Origin of the sequence: Acidisoma sp. PAMC 29798, from assembly GCF_030252425.1 — a bacterium.
Taxonomy (GTDB): Bacteria; Pseudomonadota; Alphaproteobacteria; order Acetobacterales; family Acetobacteraceae; genus Acidisoma; species Acidisoma cladoniae.
Genome location: NZ_CP126996.1, coordinates 1 through 13,471 on the forward strand (window position 1 = coordinate 1; position 13,471 = coordinate 13,471).

The 13,471-nt window shown below is 61.8% G+C and carries 10 protein-coding genes and 4 pseudogenes; 2 read left to right on the forward strand and 12 right to left on the reverse strand.

The annotated features are described in order from the left end of the window. Positions 1 to 278 precede the first annotated feature (278 nt). Positions 279 to 563, reverse strand: a pseudogene (locus QP803_RS22810) (transposase); the annotation flags it as partial. Position 564: 1 nt separating this feature from the next. Between QP803_RS22810 and QP803_RS22815 the strand changes: the two are divergent. Then, positions 565 to 918, forward strand: a pseudogene (locus QP803_RS22815) (DDE-type integrase/transposase/recombinase); the annotation flags it as partial. A 54-nt stretch (positions 919 to 972) separates the two neighbouring features. Here the strand turns inward: QP803_RS22815 and QP803_RS22820 are convergent. Together QP803_RS22820 and QP803_RS22825 are read right to left on the reverse strand one after the other, a co-directional pair. Further along, positions 973 to 1,401: pseudogene (locus QP803_RS22820) on the reverse strand (amidohydrolase family protein); the annotation flags it as partial. A 30-nt stretch (positions 1,402 to 1,431) separates the two neighbouring features. Next, positions 1,432 to 2,157, reverse strand: a complete 726-nt coding sequence (locus QP803_RS22825; protein WP_434082938.1) for an SDR family oxidoreductase — start codon at positions 2,155 to 2,157, stop codon at positions 1,432 to 1,434. Between the two features lie 114 nt (positions 2,158 to 2,271). On the opposite strand from QP803_RS22825, the gene QP803_RS22830 reads away from it, so the two are divergent. Further along, complete coding sequence (locus tag QP803_RS22830; protein ID WP_284948220.1) at positions 2,272 to 3,177, forward strand: LysR substrate-binding domain-containing protein; 906 nt, start codon at positions 2,272 to 2,274, stop codon at positions 3,175 to 3,177. Between the two features lie 191 nt (positions 3,178 to 3,368). On the opposite strand, the pseudogene QP803_RS24220 reads toward QP803_RS22830, so the two are convergent. The 9 genes and pseudogenes from QP803_RS24220 to QP803_RS22875 form a co-directional block, all read right to left on the reverse strand. Further along, a pseudogene (locus QP803_RS24220) lies at positions 3,369 to 3,464 on the reverse strand (IS6 family transposase); the annotation flags it as partial. Between the two features lie 136 nt (positions 3,465 to 3,600). Further along, positions 3,601 to 5,208, reverse strand: a complete 1,608-nt coding sequence (locus tag QP803_RS22840) for a PucR family transcriptional regulator (RefSeq protein WP_284948221.1) — start codon at positions 5,206 to 5,208, stop codon at positions 3,601 to 3,603. A 10-nt stretch (positions 5,209 to 5,218) separates the two neighbouring features. After that, positions 5,219 to 6,619 carry an LLM class flavin-dependent oxidoreductase gene (locus QP803_RS22845; RefSeq protein ID WP_284948222.1) on the reverse strand — a complete coding sequence of 467 codons (1,401 nt, stop codon included), beginning with the start codon at positions 6,617 to 6,619 and terminating at the stop codon, positions 5,219 to 5,221. Between the two features lie 43 nt (positions 6,620 to 6,662). Further along, complete coding sequence (locus tag QP803_RS22850) at positions 6,663 to 7,472, reverse strand: ABC transporter permease subunit (RefSeq protein WP_284948223.1); 810 nt, start codon at positions 7,470 to 7,472, stop codon at positions 6,663 to 6,665. After that, positions 7,469 to 8,392 carry an ABC transporter permease subunit gene (locus tag QP803_RS22855; RefSeq protein ID WP_284948224.1) on the reverse strand — a complete coding sequence of 308 codons (924 nt, stop codon included), beginning with the start codon at positions 8,390 to 8,392 and terminating at the stop codon, positions 7,469 to 7,471. Before QP803_RS22855 ends, QP803_RS22850 begins: the two co-directional genes overlap by 4 nt. After that, entirely contained in the window at positions 8,389 to 9,531 is a 1,143-nt protein-coding gene (locus QP803_RS22860) for an ABC transporter ATP-binding protein (protein ID WP_284948225.1), read from the reverse strand. Before QP803_RS22860 ends, QP803_RS22855 begins: the two co-directional genes overlap by 4 nt. A 7-nt stretch (positions 9,532 to 9,538) precedes the next feature. Next, positions 9,539 to 10,651, reverse strand: a complete 1,113-nt coding sequence (locus QP803_RS22865) for an extracellular solute-binding protein (protein ID WP_284948226.1) — start codon at positions 10,649 to 10,651, stop codon at positions 9,539 to 9,541. An 80-nt stretch (positions 10,652 to 10,731) separates the two neighbouring features. After that, on the reverse strand, positions 10,732 to 11,982 hold the full coding sequence (locus QP803_RS22870) for a saccharopine dehydrogenase family protein (RefSeq protein WP_284948228.1): 1,251 nt from the start codon (positions 11,980 to 11,982) through the stop codon (positions 10,732 to 10,734). A gap of 14 nt (positions 11,983 to 11,996) precedes the next feature. Then, positions 11,997 to 13,076 carry a Zn-dependent alcohol dehydrogenase gene (locus tag QP803_RS22875; RefSeq protein WP_284948229.1) on the reverse strand — a complete coding sequence of 360 codons (1,080 nt, stop codon included), beginning with the start codon at positions 13,074 to 13,076 and terminating at the stop codon, positions 11,997 to 11,999. Between the last annotated feature and the right edge of the window lie 395 nt (positions 13,077 to 13,471).

Consider the following 13,471-nt stretch of genomic DNA (forward strand, 5'->3'; position numbering starts at 1 on the left):
TTCGCGGCTATCAGGCATCGTGAATGACGGTTCTGTCAGGTATGGCGCCAGCGTTCTGATGTTCGGCTTGGCGCGCACGAGGATCTACGCGTTCTGCATGATGTCGAGTGCAATATACGTTGCCTTGGCGAAGCGTGCGCGGCTGTCAGTTTTCCTTAACCAGCACTACAGTTGCAATTTTGATTTGAGGTGCGCCATTCGAGCAGCGGCTTGATGGGCGCGTCGGAATGTGGACCATGCCAGGATGCGTGCGATGGGGATCTTACACTGCGCGAGATTTACGGCGAGGCGTCGGATTTCCTGGACCGACCAGCGGATGAGTTTTGTCGTGATCCCGACTTCGTTTTTTTCGGCGTGATGGTGTTCACCTGGGATCGAACGGCGGTCATGACTGCGTAGGCCAGCATGACGAGAGAGACGTGCCGATGCCACCCGTGCCAAGAACGACTTTCATTGTGATCGAGGCCGAGTTCGCCCTTTGTGGTTTCGAAGCCTTCCTCGACACGCCAGCGCGTTCCTTCGACACGGACGAGGCTCTCGGTCGAAGTGCCCTTCGGGCACCATGCGCCGACCTACGCCATCGCCTTGGCCTCGTTGAAGAAGGAAGGCAAATGCCCGGATGCGACGCTGCATCGACATGTCAAGTATCTGAACAACGTCATCGAGGCTGACCACGGCAAGCTCAAGCAGCTGATTCGGCCGGTCCGCGGCTTCAAAACGCTGAAGACGGCTTATGCAACGATCAAGGGCTTCGAGGTGATGCGGGCGCTTTGCAAGGGACAAGCATCGGCCTTCAACATCACGCGTGACATTCGCGGCGCAGCCCGCATTGTCGAGCGCGCCTTCGATCTTGACGCCTCGGCCCTCGCCGAGGTGGTCCAGCTTGTCCGCGAACAGTTTGATCTCACGGCAGCGTAACGAGCCAACTGACCCGATTGGCCGCTTAACGCGCCCGTCGCCAAAGATTGCAAGAGAGCCGTCGAGGTTGCGGTCTCCGACCCGGCCGCACAGCATTGTTCCTTTGAAGCCGAGCGTCCGGACGCAGCGGTCCAATTCCAGCGCCGCTTCATCCGGCATCGCAACCGGCAAAGCGGCCAATGCCTGGAAGCGGTCCGGCCATCGGGCGGCGGCTTGGGCCACGGCATCGTTGGCGCGGCGCGCCAGATCGACGCTTCCTCGCCCAAGGTCATGTAAGGCCGGCGTGGTGAGCGATAGGACCTGAACGTCGAGGCCCGTCTCGTCCATCAAGGCGAGCCGGTCGTTGGCGAGATCGAGCAGTCGCCGCTCGATCTCGCCGGAATGGACTGCGACGCTGGGGTCCGTCGCGGCCAGACCAACTGCCTCCCATGCGTTGCGCACGTCCGCCGTCAGGTAATGCTCCTCGATGCCGATCAGCTTCATGCGCGTTTCCCTTCGTGACCTGTCGCGCGGTCACCACGGCACGGTCTTGCCATGCCGGTCGATGAAACGGAGGCCCGGCGTGCCCTGTTGTGCGATAAGCGTATCGACCAGCTCGGGGATGGTTTCCTCGATGCTGAACGTCGCCTCCGGCCCACCCAGCTCCGTGCGAATCCAGCCCGGCGCCATCAACACCATGGCTCGCTGGTCTTCAGCATGGCGGGCGGCATAGCTCCGCATGTACTGATTGAGCGCGGCCTTGCTGCCCCGGTACACCTCGTGATCGCCCCTGACGTTGTTGGTGATGCTGCCTTGACCCGAAGACATTACGCCGATCAGGCCGGCAGGACGCACCAGACCCTGCAACCCTTCCACGGCACGCATGACGCCGAGCGCGTTGGTGAGCATGACGCGCACGAACTCATCTGTAGAGGTTTCTGCGATCGTTTCGGCCTGATCGTGGTTCGCCGTTCCGGCGTTGACGAACAGCATGTCGAAGGTGTTGCCCGACAGCCGGTCGCGCAAAGTGGCGATCTGGTCGGGTGCGGTTATGTCGAGCTGCTCGATCGTAACCTGATCGGGATGCGATCGGGCAAGGTCATCCAGCTCTGTCCGACTGGCCTCGCGCACCGTGCCGACGACGTGCCAGCCCTTCTTCACGAACTCGGCCGCCATGGCCTGCCCAAGGCCGCGTGACGCACCCACCAGCAGAACGGTTCGGGATTGTTTATCAGAATGGTTTGTCATGGTGTGGTCCATATGCTGCATCAACGAGTTTAGTCGCAGCCATGAAGGGCGCCAGACGCACGAGACACAAACTATGATTGCACCGAAGGCTATGTTTGGCGGGATGAAGCGACTATCCTCCTTGTTATGGCGACAATCGATCTAAACCTGCTTTCCGCGCTCGATGTCCTGTTGGCCGAACGCAGCGTCACGGCTGCGGCCAAGCGGCTTGGGTTAAGTCCATCCGCGACAAGCCGGACGCTGGCGCGGCTTCGGTCCGCGACGGGCGACCCCCTGCTGGTGCAGGCCGGCCGCTCGCTCGTGCCGACCCCCTATGCGGAGCGACTGGCTGGCCGGGTCCATGCGCTTGCACAGGAGGCACAAGCGGTACTGACGCCGGTCGCAAGGCAAATAGACCCGCAATCGTTGAAACGGATGTTCACGATCCGAGCCAACGAAGGGTTCGTGGCGCTGTTTGCGCCCGCGCTTGTCACGGGCATCATTGAGGCGGCACCCGGCGTTCGCCTTCGCTTCGCTCCCAAGCCAGACAAAGAAGCGACCCTGTTGCGTGATGGGACGGTCGATCTGGAAATCGGGACGGCCGGAGCGTCCGCGCCGGAGGTCCTCAGTCAACTTGTCTTCCGCGACAGCTTTATCGGTGCAGTGCGTCTGCACCATCCGATGCTCGCGGAGCCGATGACTCCGCGCCTCTACGCTGCTTGCTGCCACGTCGTCGCGTCCCGCCGGGGTGTCTGGAAGGGACCGGTAGATTACGCCCTGGGTGAGCTTGGTCTGCAGCGCGAGGTCGTCGCCATTGTGCCGAGCTTCCTCGACGCACTGAACATTGCGCGCCGTTCGGACCTGATCGCCCTCGTGCCGCGCTCCTGTATAGGCAGCAACAATGTGGAGGCGCAGGGGCTTCAAGGGTTTGATTTGCCAATGCCGACGCCGGAACTGGCAATCAGCGCCATGTGGCACCCGCGCCTTGATGCCGATCCCGGCCACCGCTGGTTACGACAAAAGTTTGTATCGATCTGCCGGGGAGCAACCTAGGCCGACAGCCTGATTCTCGAAACAACATCCCTTTTGAGAAGGCTGGTCCCGCCTCGCCCGTCCGCTAAGATCCACTGCGAACGCCGACAATCTCGATCGCCGGCACTCGTGTATGACAAACAGGTGTTTCGCGACGCCTGAGCGGGCCTACGGCTCTTAGCGTATATCTGGGTCCGTTCTATGTACCGACCCCGGTTTAGCGTGGAATGGTCGACCTCGACGCCCCGCTCACCCATCATCTCCTCGAGCTGCCGGTAGCCGATCGGATACGCGACATACCAGCGCACACCCTACAGGATGATATCCTGTTCGAAGTGACTGTCCTTGAAGTCAATCGCCATCGTCTAATCCAGCTAATCGCTCGCCTCCATCATACCGCAGACGGCAAAGACGCAAAACTTGCGACAGAACCGATGCAACCGCTCAGCTTGTAGGGCTGCCGGCCAGATGCCAGACAATCACTTGCAAGCGCAGTTCGAGGCGCTGGATTGGCTCCATCTTCACGCCAAGGATGGCTTCGATCCGATCCAGGCGGTTGAGCAGAGTATGGCGATGAATGCCGAGCAGGCGGGCCGAAGTCGATACGTTCCAGTCATTCTCGAGCAGACAGGAGAGTGACTGTACGAGCGCTCCCTGCTGGCGAGGGTCATTTTGCAAAAGGCTGAGGATCGCCGGAAATGCCCGGTCGCCCGCATCCTTGCTGTCGGTCGATTGCAGAAACCGCGAGAGAGCCGTCATCTCCTCAGCCAAGACGAGAGTACTGTCCGGCCGCAAGACGCGCGCAAGACGGAGGGCATCGCGCGCCTGGCGATAGCCTGCGGGAGCCTGACCAACATCTTCGAGGCTGCGGCTAATGGCGAAGCGCGGCCGCAGGCGTGCCGCATCGAGCACGTCGATCAGTGCGGCGTGCAACTCGCGCGTCACCGGCCCCTTGGTCCGCTGCAGAACGCCCAGCAGCATGCTGCCGCGGCGCGCGACCTGTCCGCTGAGGTTGTGGCGCCGGATGAAAACACGCAGGATGCCGAGGGCGGCACCACTGTTTGGGCCATCGACGTCCGCCGCAAAAACAACAAAGGGATGATTAGTCCTTAGGCCGAGTTCGGTCGCCGCCTCTGCGGTGGCGCCGGCGCCAAGCAGAATGTCGATGACGCGATCTTCCGCCTGAGCTTCCGCAAGCCTCGCAATTTCGGACGCCTGCGACAGGAGCAAAGCCGCGACGAGTGCTCCGGCCTCGGCCGCCAGGCTGTTAAAGCGGCTGATCTCCTCATGCTCGCCCTCGACGATCAGCCAGCCGCTCGATTGCGGCAGCGTCGGTATCGCGGCGGCGAGACCCAGACGCCGCCCCTGCGTCTCCAGGCTCTGGATGCCACCCCGTGCCTGCCGGATCGTCCCAAGCGCCGCGTTGGCTTCGGAGGATAGGACGTTCCCTCGGAACAGAGTGCCACCATCCTCCGTCACCAGATGCCGCGCCAAGACCTGCATGGCCGTATCGACAATTCCGAGATTGCGGCCGAAGAGCCGCCCGAGCCTCGCGCAGAGGGCCTGCAGGCCGCCGCCTCGCATCACGATCTGCAACAGATCGCGGTTCAGCCGCTCGGCGCTTTCAAGCGCGACATACTGGGACTGTACCAGATGTGTGAGAAGGCTGTGCATGACGTCGCGAAAGTTGATCGCCCATGGCAGCACAATGATGGCGATGCCCAATTCATTGCTGCGGTCGAGCATGAAATCGGGAACGCGATCCATATAGGTGCCGAGCGCAATGACGAGCCCGGCGATCTGGAGCTTTTCCATCACGACGAAAATCTCGTGCTGGAGCTTTTCATTGCCGCCGAGCACGACGCCGGCCGTCATGATAAGCTCATGACCGCTCAGCGAGTCTTCGATATCCTCATGATCGACGACATGCACCCAGCGCACCCGACGGGACAGGCCTTGTCCACCGGAGACGACCGTCGCCTGATCGAAGGGCGGAATAGTCAGGCATTCCGCAACCGTCAGCCCAAAGTCGGAGGTGGCAGTGGGCGGCATGCTGCCGGCTCTATTCGGCTAAGACGGGCTGTGCCATCGCGCGGCGATAGGCGGCGCCAGGATGGCTTTGCGCTAGCCGCTTATGCCCTCTGCCGAACAGGTTTTCGCGCAATGTGGTGCCCTCATATTGCGTGCGGTAGCGGCCACGGCGCTGCAACTCCGGTACGACGAAATCGGCGAAGTCGCGCGCCGTGCCGGGGGATAGGAACTGGCGCATGAGGAAGCCGTCAAGATCGAAGCTATCCGACCAGCGCTCGATCGCATCGGCACAGCGGCTTGGACCGCCGCAGACGAAAAGGCGCTTGCGGTCCAACCGGGCGGCATCCTCGATGATGTCGCCGACGGTCCAGCCGGCCGGGAATGGATAGCGCGCCATATGGTCTGCGCCTGGGCCGCCGGTGGCGATGATATCCTCGATCTTCTCATGGAGACCGTAGCGGGTGAGATCCATGCCGGAGCCGAAGCGATGCGCCAGATAGCCATCGGCACTGGCAAGCTTCATAAAGTCTGCGAGTTTCGCTTCCGCTTCCTTATCCGTCGTGGCGCAGATGATATTGCATTCGGCGAAGAGGCGAACCTCGTCATGGTCGCGGCCCGCGAGCGCCGCGATGCGGCGGATATCCGTCACATGACTGAGCAGAATGTCTTCGGTATAGCCGCCGATAAAGATCCCCTCGGCATGTCTGGCCGCGAACTCGCGCCCGCGATCGGAACTGCCGGCCTGAAACAAGGTCGGTGTGCGCTGAGGCGTGGGCGAGACCAGATGCGGCCCCATGACTTTGAAATACTCACCCTCGTGCGCAATGGGATGCACCTTGCTTGGATCGCTGACCATGGGAGCGCCGCGATCCAGCCGGAAGGCATCCTCCTCCCAGCTCGATTCCCAAAGTTTGTAGACCACATCGCTATATTCCTCTGCACGGTCATAACGCTTGTCATGGGCCATGGGCTCGATGCCGAAATTGGCGGCCGCACCGGGAAGATAGGAGGTGACGATGTTCCAGCCGACGCGGCCCTTGGTAAGAAGATCAAGCGAACTCATGCGGCGTGCGAAGGAGAAGGGCGGCTCGTAGGTTGTCGAGCTTGTGGCGGCAAAGCCGAGATGCTTCGTGACGGCCGCCATGGCCGGGATGACGACCAAGGGATCGAGGATGGGTACGTGCATCCCCTCTCGCAGGGCGACGGTCGTGGAACCGCCGAAGCCTGCGGACACCGCCAGGGTGTCGGCGAAGAACAGGGCGTCGAGCATGCCGCGCTCCAGCGTCTTTGCCTGTTCGATCCAGAAATCGATATCGGAAAAACGGTGCCGGTTGTTCTCGGGATGCCGCCACAGACCATAGTTATTATGGCTGACTGTGCCCATTTCCAGAAGCATGAAACGGATCTGACGTTCGGATCTGGGTGTGGTCACGGCATGATCTTTCCAAGAATCGCGCATGTCTGCGGCGGGCCCATCATGCGTCGCTCCGCCGCCTGAGGCGAACGAAGGTCAGCAGGGCGGTTGCCGTCAAAACGATGGCGATGATGATCGTCGCGAGTGCATTCACTTCCGGACTGACGCCGAGGTGAACGCGGGAGAATATGACGAGTGGCAAGGTGGTCGACGTCGGGCCGGACGTGAATTCGCTGATCACGACATCGTCGATGCTGAGCGAGAAGGCGAGAAGCCAGGCAGCGACGATGCCGGGAAGGATCAACGGCAATGTGACGAGGCCGAAGACGGTCGCCGGCATTGCGCCAAGATCGAGCGCTGCCTCCTCAAGAGATCGGTCAAAGCCGGACAACCGACTCTGGATGACGATGGCGACAAAGGCACTGCAGAAAGTGACGTGAGCGGCGCAGATCGTGATGATGCCGCGGCCGTGCGGCCAGTCGAAGATCTGCTCGCTGCCGACGAACATCAGCAGCAGGGCAATACCTGAGACGATTTCGGGCATCAGGAGAGGCGCCATCGCCATGCCCATGAGCAGTGAGCGCCCGTGAAAGCGACGAAATCGGCTCAGGGCGTAGCCCGCGAGTGTGCCGATGACCGTGGCGCCGGTGGCGGAGATCAGCCCGACCTCGATCGAGAGGCCCGCCGCACGCAGAATCTCCTCATCATGGGCCAGCACGCCGTACCACTTGGTGGACACCCCGGTCCAGATCGTCACCATTGGGGATGCGTTGAACGAATAAACGACAAGCGTGACGATCGGCAGGTAGAGAAAGGCAAATCCGGCGATCAGAAAAGCGGTCAGCGCCATCGCCTGCTTGGAAGCGATCACTGGCCGGTCGCCAGCAGCTTGCTGTCGTTCCGGTTCCGCAGCCATACCAGCAGGATGATCGGCAGCAGGAGGAAGAGAACGACGGCGGTGGCGACGGCCGAAGCAGTCGGCCAGTCACGGTTGCTGAAGAACTCGTCGAAGATGACGGAGGCGATCAACTGGTGTCCGGGGCTGCCGACCAGCGTCGGTATCAGAAATTCGCCCACAGCGGGAATGAAGACCAGTAAAGAGCCGGCAATGATGCCCGGCAGGGAAAGAGGCAGCGTGACGAGCAGAAAGCTTATGAAGGGCCTGCCGCCAAGATCCTGTGCGGCCTCCAGCAGGCTGAGGTCCATCTTCTCGAGCGTCGTGTAAAGCGGCAGCAGCATGAAAGGCAGATAGGCGTAGGCCATCACGATATAGACAGCGATCTGCGTGTTCATGAGGATCAACGGCTGGTGGATAACGCCGAGGGTCAGCAGAAGATTGTTGAGCAGGCCGTTGTCCTTGAGGATTCCCATCCAGGCGTAGACGCGGATCAGGAAGGACGTCCAGAACGGCATGATCACCAGCATGAGCAGCAAGGGCCGCGCCCCCGGCGTGGCGCGGGCGATTCGATAGGCCATGGGATACCCGATGAACAGGCAAAGCACCGTCGTAATCAACGCAGTGAGCAGCGATCGGCCATAGGCCAGCACATACATCGGATCCTGGAACAGGTAGCTCCAATTCTCCAGATGCAGCGTGATCTGCAAGGCGCCGTCATCAGTGATCGTCGAGATCGGCCCGATGGGCGGAATACCGACGATGCTGGTGGAGAAGGCGATCTTCAGGGTCATGAGGAAGGGCAGAAGGAAGAAGACGCCAAGCCACAGGTAGGGCGTACCGATGACGATTCGCCGGCCCCATTTGCCCGAAAAGAGACGGAGGACGGATGTCATGGTCCGGGTTCGATCAGCGTCGTCGCTTGTGGCGGCCAGGCTAGGGTGACTGTGGCGCCGATGGTAAGACCCTCATGGCCCTGGTCCATGACATTCGGCTGTGTGACCTGAAGAACGGCGCCACTGGGCAGCATCACACGATAGACGGAAGCACCGCCATGATAGGCAAGAGCCTGAAGGACGCCGTGCAAACGGTTGGGTACGCTTGCATTGGCAGCAAGGATGATGCGTTCCGGTCGTAGGCCGAGGGCTACGGCCTCGCCGATCGCGGCGCGCGTCGTGGCGAAGGTCACGTCGATGCCCAGCATCGGGCATGCCATCACGGCGTGATCCGTGGCCGCCGAGATGACGGTGCCTTCCAGCATATTCACCGAGCCGATGAAGTCGGCGACGAAGCGGCTGCGCGGGGCTTCATAGATGTCGCGCGGACTGCCGACCTGGACGATGCGACCCGCATCCATCACTGCGATCCGGGTCGCCATCGCCAGCGCCTCTTCCTGGTCATGCGTGACCATGACGAAGGTGATGCCAAGCTCGCGCTGAATGGCCATCAGCTCGAACTGCGTATGTTCCCGCAGCTTCTTGTCGAGGGCAGACATTGGCTCATCGAGAAGCAGAACTTCTGGCCGCTTCACGACCGCACGCGCCAGCGCCACGCGCTGCCTTTGCCCACCGGACAGTTGGGCGGGTTTTCGACCGCCGAAGGCTTCCATCCGCACAAGGGCAAGAACTTCCTCGACACGGCGCGTCACTTCGGCGCGGGAAAGGCGTTCCCGGTTGAGGCCAAAGGCGATGTTTCTGGCGACGGTCATATGCGGGAAGAGCGCATAGGACTGGAACATCATATTCACCGGGCGCTCATACGGGGGCAGCGACGTGACGTCTTTGTCACCGATATGGATGCGGCCGGCAGAGGGAGGAACGAAGCCCGCGAGCATCCGCAGGAGAGTCGTCTTGCCGCAGCCGGACCCGCCGAGAAGGGCGAAAAGCTCTCCCCGCCCGATTGTCAGTTCGATGTCGCGCACGGCGGTGAAGTCACCAAAGCGCTTGGTCACGCCCTGGATGCGGATATGGGGTAGATGCGGCGGCATGTTTGCCGCCGCCACAGGTGCTTGTCGGTAATCGCCGTCCGCGCTCATTCGTGCCTTAGCTTGCGTTCTTAAAAGCGTCCCAGGTCCGCGTCCGAATGCGTTCGTATTTCGGCGTGACCGGCGTCTGCAGGAAAAGATGGCTCAGATCGTCCTTCGACGGAAAGACGCGCGGGTCGTTGACGAGGTCGGGCCGCATGGTGGCTTTGCTCGCCAGGACACCGTTCGCGTAGTTGGTGTAGTTGCTGTTGTTCGCCCCCGCTTCCGGGCTCAGCATGTAATTGATGAAGGCGTAGCCGTTGTCCGCATTCGGAGCGTTCATGGGCATGGCGTAGCTGTCGAACCAGATGATCGACCCTTCCTTCGGCAGGAGGTAATTGATGGTCACGCCGTTCTTTGCCGCTGTCGCGCGCTTGGAGGCCTGAAGCACATCGCCGTTCCAACCGACGGAAAGGCACAGATTGCCGGTCGCGAGGTCGGCAAGCCAGGTGGTCTGGCTGATCGTCTTCATATAGGGGCGGATGCCCTTGAGCAGAGTCTCCACCTTTTTGAGATCGGCGGGGTTCTGGCTGTCGGGATCAAGGCCCAGGTATTTCAGGGCAATCGGAGTCATGATCGCGGAACTGTCGATGATATTGATGCCGCATTTCTGCAGCGCCTGGGCGCTCTTCGGATCAAACAGCAGAGCCCATGAGTCGGTCGGTGCGTTAGGCAGATACTTTTTGACGAGGGCGACGTTATAGCCAAGGCCGACGGTTCCCCAGTCATAGATCACGGCATGCTGGTTGCCCGGATCGGCCTTGGCAAGGAGGCCCATCAGCTCGGGGTCCAGGTTCTTCCAGTTCGGGATCTTGCTGCGGTCCAGCACCTGGTACGCGCCGGCCTGAACTTCGGTCGCGATATAGGGTTCTGCATTGGCGACGACCACGTCATAGCCCGTATTCCCGGCCATGATCTTGGCATCCATCATCTCTTCGCTGTCATAGACGGAGAGATTGGCCTTGATACCGGTGGCCTTTTGGAAATCGGAGAAAGCCGAGGGCGCAAAGTAGTCAGCCCAGTTGAAGACGGTGACGGTCCCGCCGGCGGCGTGGGCCGGCGCCGTCAGGACGCCGCCGAGACAGGCGAGCGCGGCGCAGCTGGCAGAGACGGTCAGGAAGCGTCGCAGCATGGAAGGCCCTCTCGTTGAGATACAATTCATCCAGGACGCTATCGTAACTGGCATCGGCGTTCTATCGACAGTTTAGGCAGTCAGGCTCCTATTTCCTGGACAAACTGTCCACCTCTGTCTTTCTGCATGGATTTGCGACTGCCGCCCAGTGCCAAATCATTCACCACCCGGAAGTGCCGGTGACGCAGCTCGGCAAAAAAAGGCTCCGTTTCGAAGCATTCTTCCGGCGCCCAGACGCCTGGCCTGATACCGCCGCGGAGCAGAAGCTGAACGCCGATGGCAAGGCCGATGGACGTCGCCGGGTCGTTATAGCCCGCATGGTCGGGATGGGGCGCCCCGATCACGGCGCAATTGAGCCGGGTCGTGCGGCCGGCGACGCGACCTTCGCCCACGGCCAAATGCAGTTCGTGGATCTCGGTTGGGGGCACCAAGTGGCCGCGCCGTTCGATGTTGCGACGAATCAGTGCATCCAGGACATCGATGGGTTTCACCATCTGTTCCTTGACGAGCAAAGGCTCGTCATAGTCGTCGAAGCCGGCGGCGCAGAGCGCCAGCCAAGCGCGATGCTCATGTTCGGGCAGATGCAGCTTCCAGGTGAATTCCCGGATGCCCTTGTCGCGGATGCCTTCCGAGAAAGGCACGGTGAGCGGCTCGGAATGCTGGGTATACATGAACTCCGTCTCACCCCAGGGCTCGGGAAGATGCAGCACTTCTTGGCCGCTGCGGGGTGGCACCTGACGTAGCGCGCCATCCAGAAATTGCTGGGACGGGTTCGCGTATTCGGCGAGGAGCGTGGCGAGTGAATAGGGCGGCACCAGAACGGGGCTGGGGGCGCCGAAGTTCTTGGCGACCCAGAAAAGGTTGATCCGGTCGATCTCGTCGAGGCGTTCGGCGACGGCCCGGCAGACCATGTTTGAGATGCCGGGGTCTGCGCCGAGGCCGAGCACGGCGGGAATGCCGCTGGCGGCCCAGGCCGCATGATGCTTCTTCTGCTCGACCGTCAGCACGCCCATGCCGCCGTAATCGACATAGGGCTTCCCGGCCTGGCGGCAGGCATCGAAAATCGTCATCTGCTGGCCGGCAAAGGTTGGGACGGCGTTGATACAGAGATCGCAACCGGCGAGCAGGACGGCGAGGGCCGCCTGATCCGCGCAATCTACTTCCACGGCGCGCAGGCGATCATCGCCCATGCCTCGCGCCAAGGCTTGGGCCGCACCGAGCAGGCGGTCGGCGACGATGACCTCGGTGATATGCTCCTGATGGATGGAGATGAGGTCGCGCACGGTGCCGCTGGCCATGGCGCCGGCACCGCCGAGGACGAGAATACGCATATGCTGTGATCCAGTTAGAAGGCGATGATCTGACGCAGGGCCGTACCGGCACGCATGCGCTCAAAGCCAAGGTTAATCTCCGGCAGCGTCAACCGGTCGGAGATCATGTGATCCAGCTTCAACCGGCCCTGTAGATAGAAATCGACGAGCTGCGGGATATCCAGCCGGAACCGGTTGGAGCCCATCCGACTACCTTGGATGCGCCGGTCGGCGAGCATGGAGATGGCATCCAGTTCCAGCTTCGTACCCCAGGGCGGAATGCCCACGATCGTCGCCAGACCGCGCGGGGCCAGCATGGCGAAGGCGGCTTCCGCCGTGCGCTTCGACCCGATACACTCGATTGCGTGATCGACACCTCCATGCGTGAGGTCGAGCACTGCCTCGGCGATATCGGTGTCGCGTGCATCCACCGTCTCCGTCGCGCCAAGTGTTCGGGCCAAGGCCAACTTAGAGGGCTGAGTGTCGATGGCGATGATGCGCCCGGCGCCCGCCAGCGCGGCGCCGTTGATGGCGGCAAGCCCGACGCCGCCACAGCCGACGATGGCCACGCTTTCACCCGGGCGCAGGCCTGCGCAATGGAAGATGGCCCCGGTGCCCGTCAATACGGCGCAGCCGAGCAGCGCCGCGCGGTCCAAAGGCATGTCCGGCCGGATCTTCACCACCGCATGCTCATGCACGAGGATCTGCTCAGCGAACGTGGAGGTATTATAGAACTGATGAAGCGTCTCGCCATGCCAGGACATCCGGCGCGAGACGCCGGGCGGCAAATTGACCTCCGGCGTGTCGCACATCGCCGGATGGCCAGTGAGGCAATGCCGGCAGTGCCCACAGAAGACCGAGAGGCAAAGCACGACCGGATCGCCCGCTCGCACGTAGGTCACGTCGCGGCCGACGGCTTTGACGATCCCGGCCGCCTCATGGCCGAGCACGAGGGGAAGGGGGTGCGGGAAGGCGCCGTCGATGAAATGGAGGTCGCTACGGCACAGGCCTGTCACGGACGTCCTGACCAGCACCTCGCGCGGGCCGGGGAAGGCAATCTCCACATCCTCGATGGTGAGCGGCTCGCCTGGCGCGTGGAGTACGGCAGCTTTCACGATGTCCTGTCCTGCTCATTGTGATCAGGCGGCGAGATTAGGTGCCCCACTGAACTCTGCCCATGGACAAATTGGCGAATAGTTCTGCGGTGCGTATCGACGCTCTGTCGAACAGCTAGCCGACCTCTAGACCTGAGCCATGTGAGATGCGGGGTTCCCAAGCGAGCCTCGGATGAAGGCCGTCTCCAAGATTAGTGAGACGGCTCTAAGGATTGACTTGATGGGACAGGTGGTTGGCCTGCTTCGTTCCCCGGTCCTTGGGCACAGCCATCACCGCTTTGCATCTTGATGGCCCGTCCCGTTCATATGGCTCACTCCCGGATTATGGGAGTTGCTGGCCCCATCTAGTGACAGGTCGAAGCACAGCTGGGGGATGCACGAGACGGATCACGAAC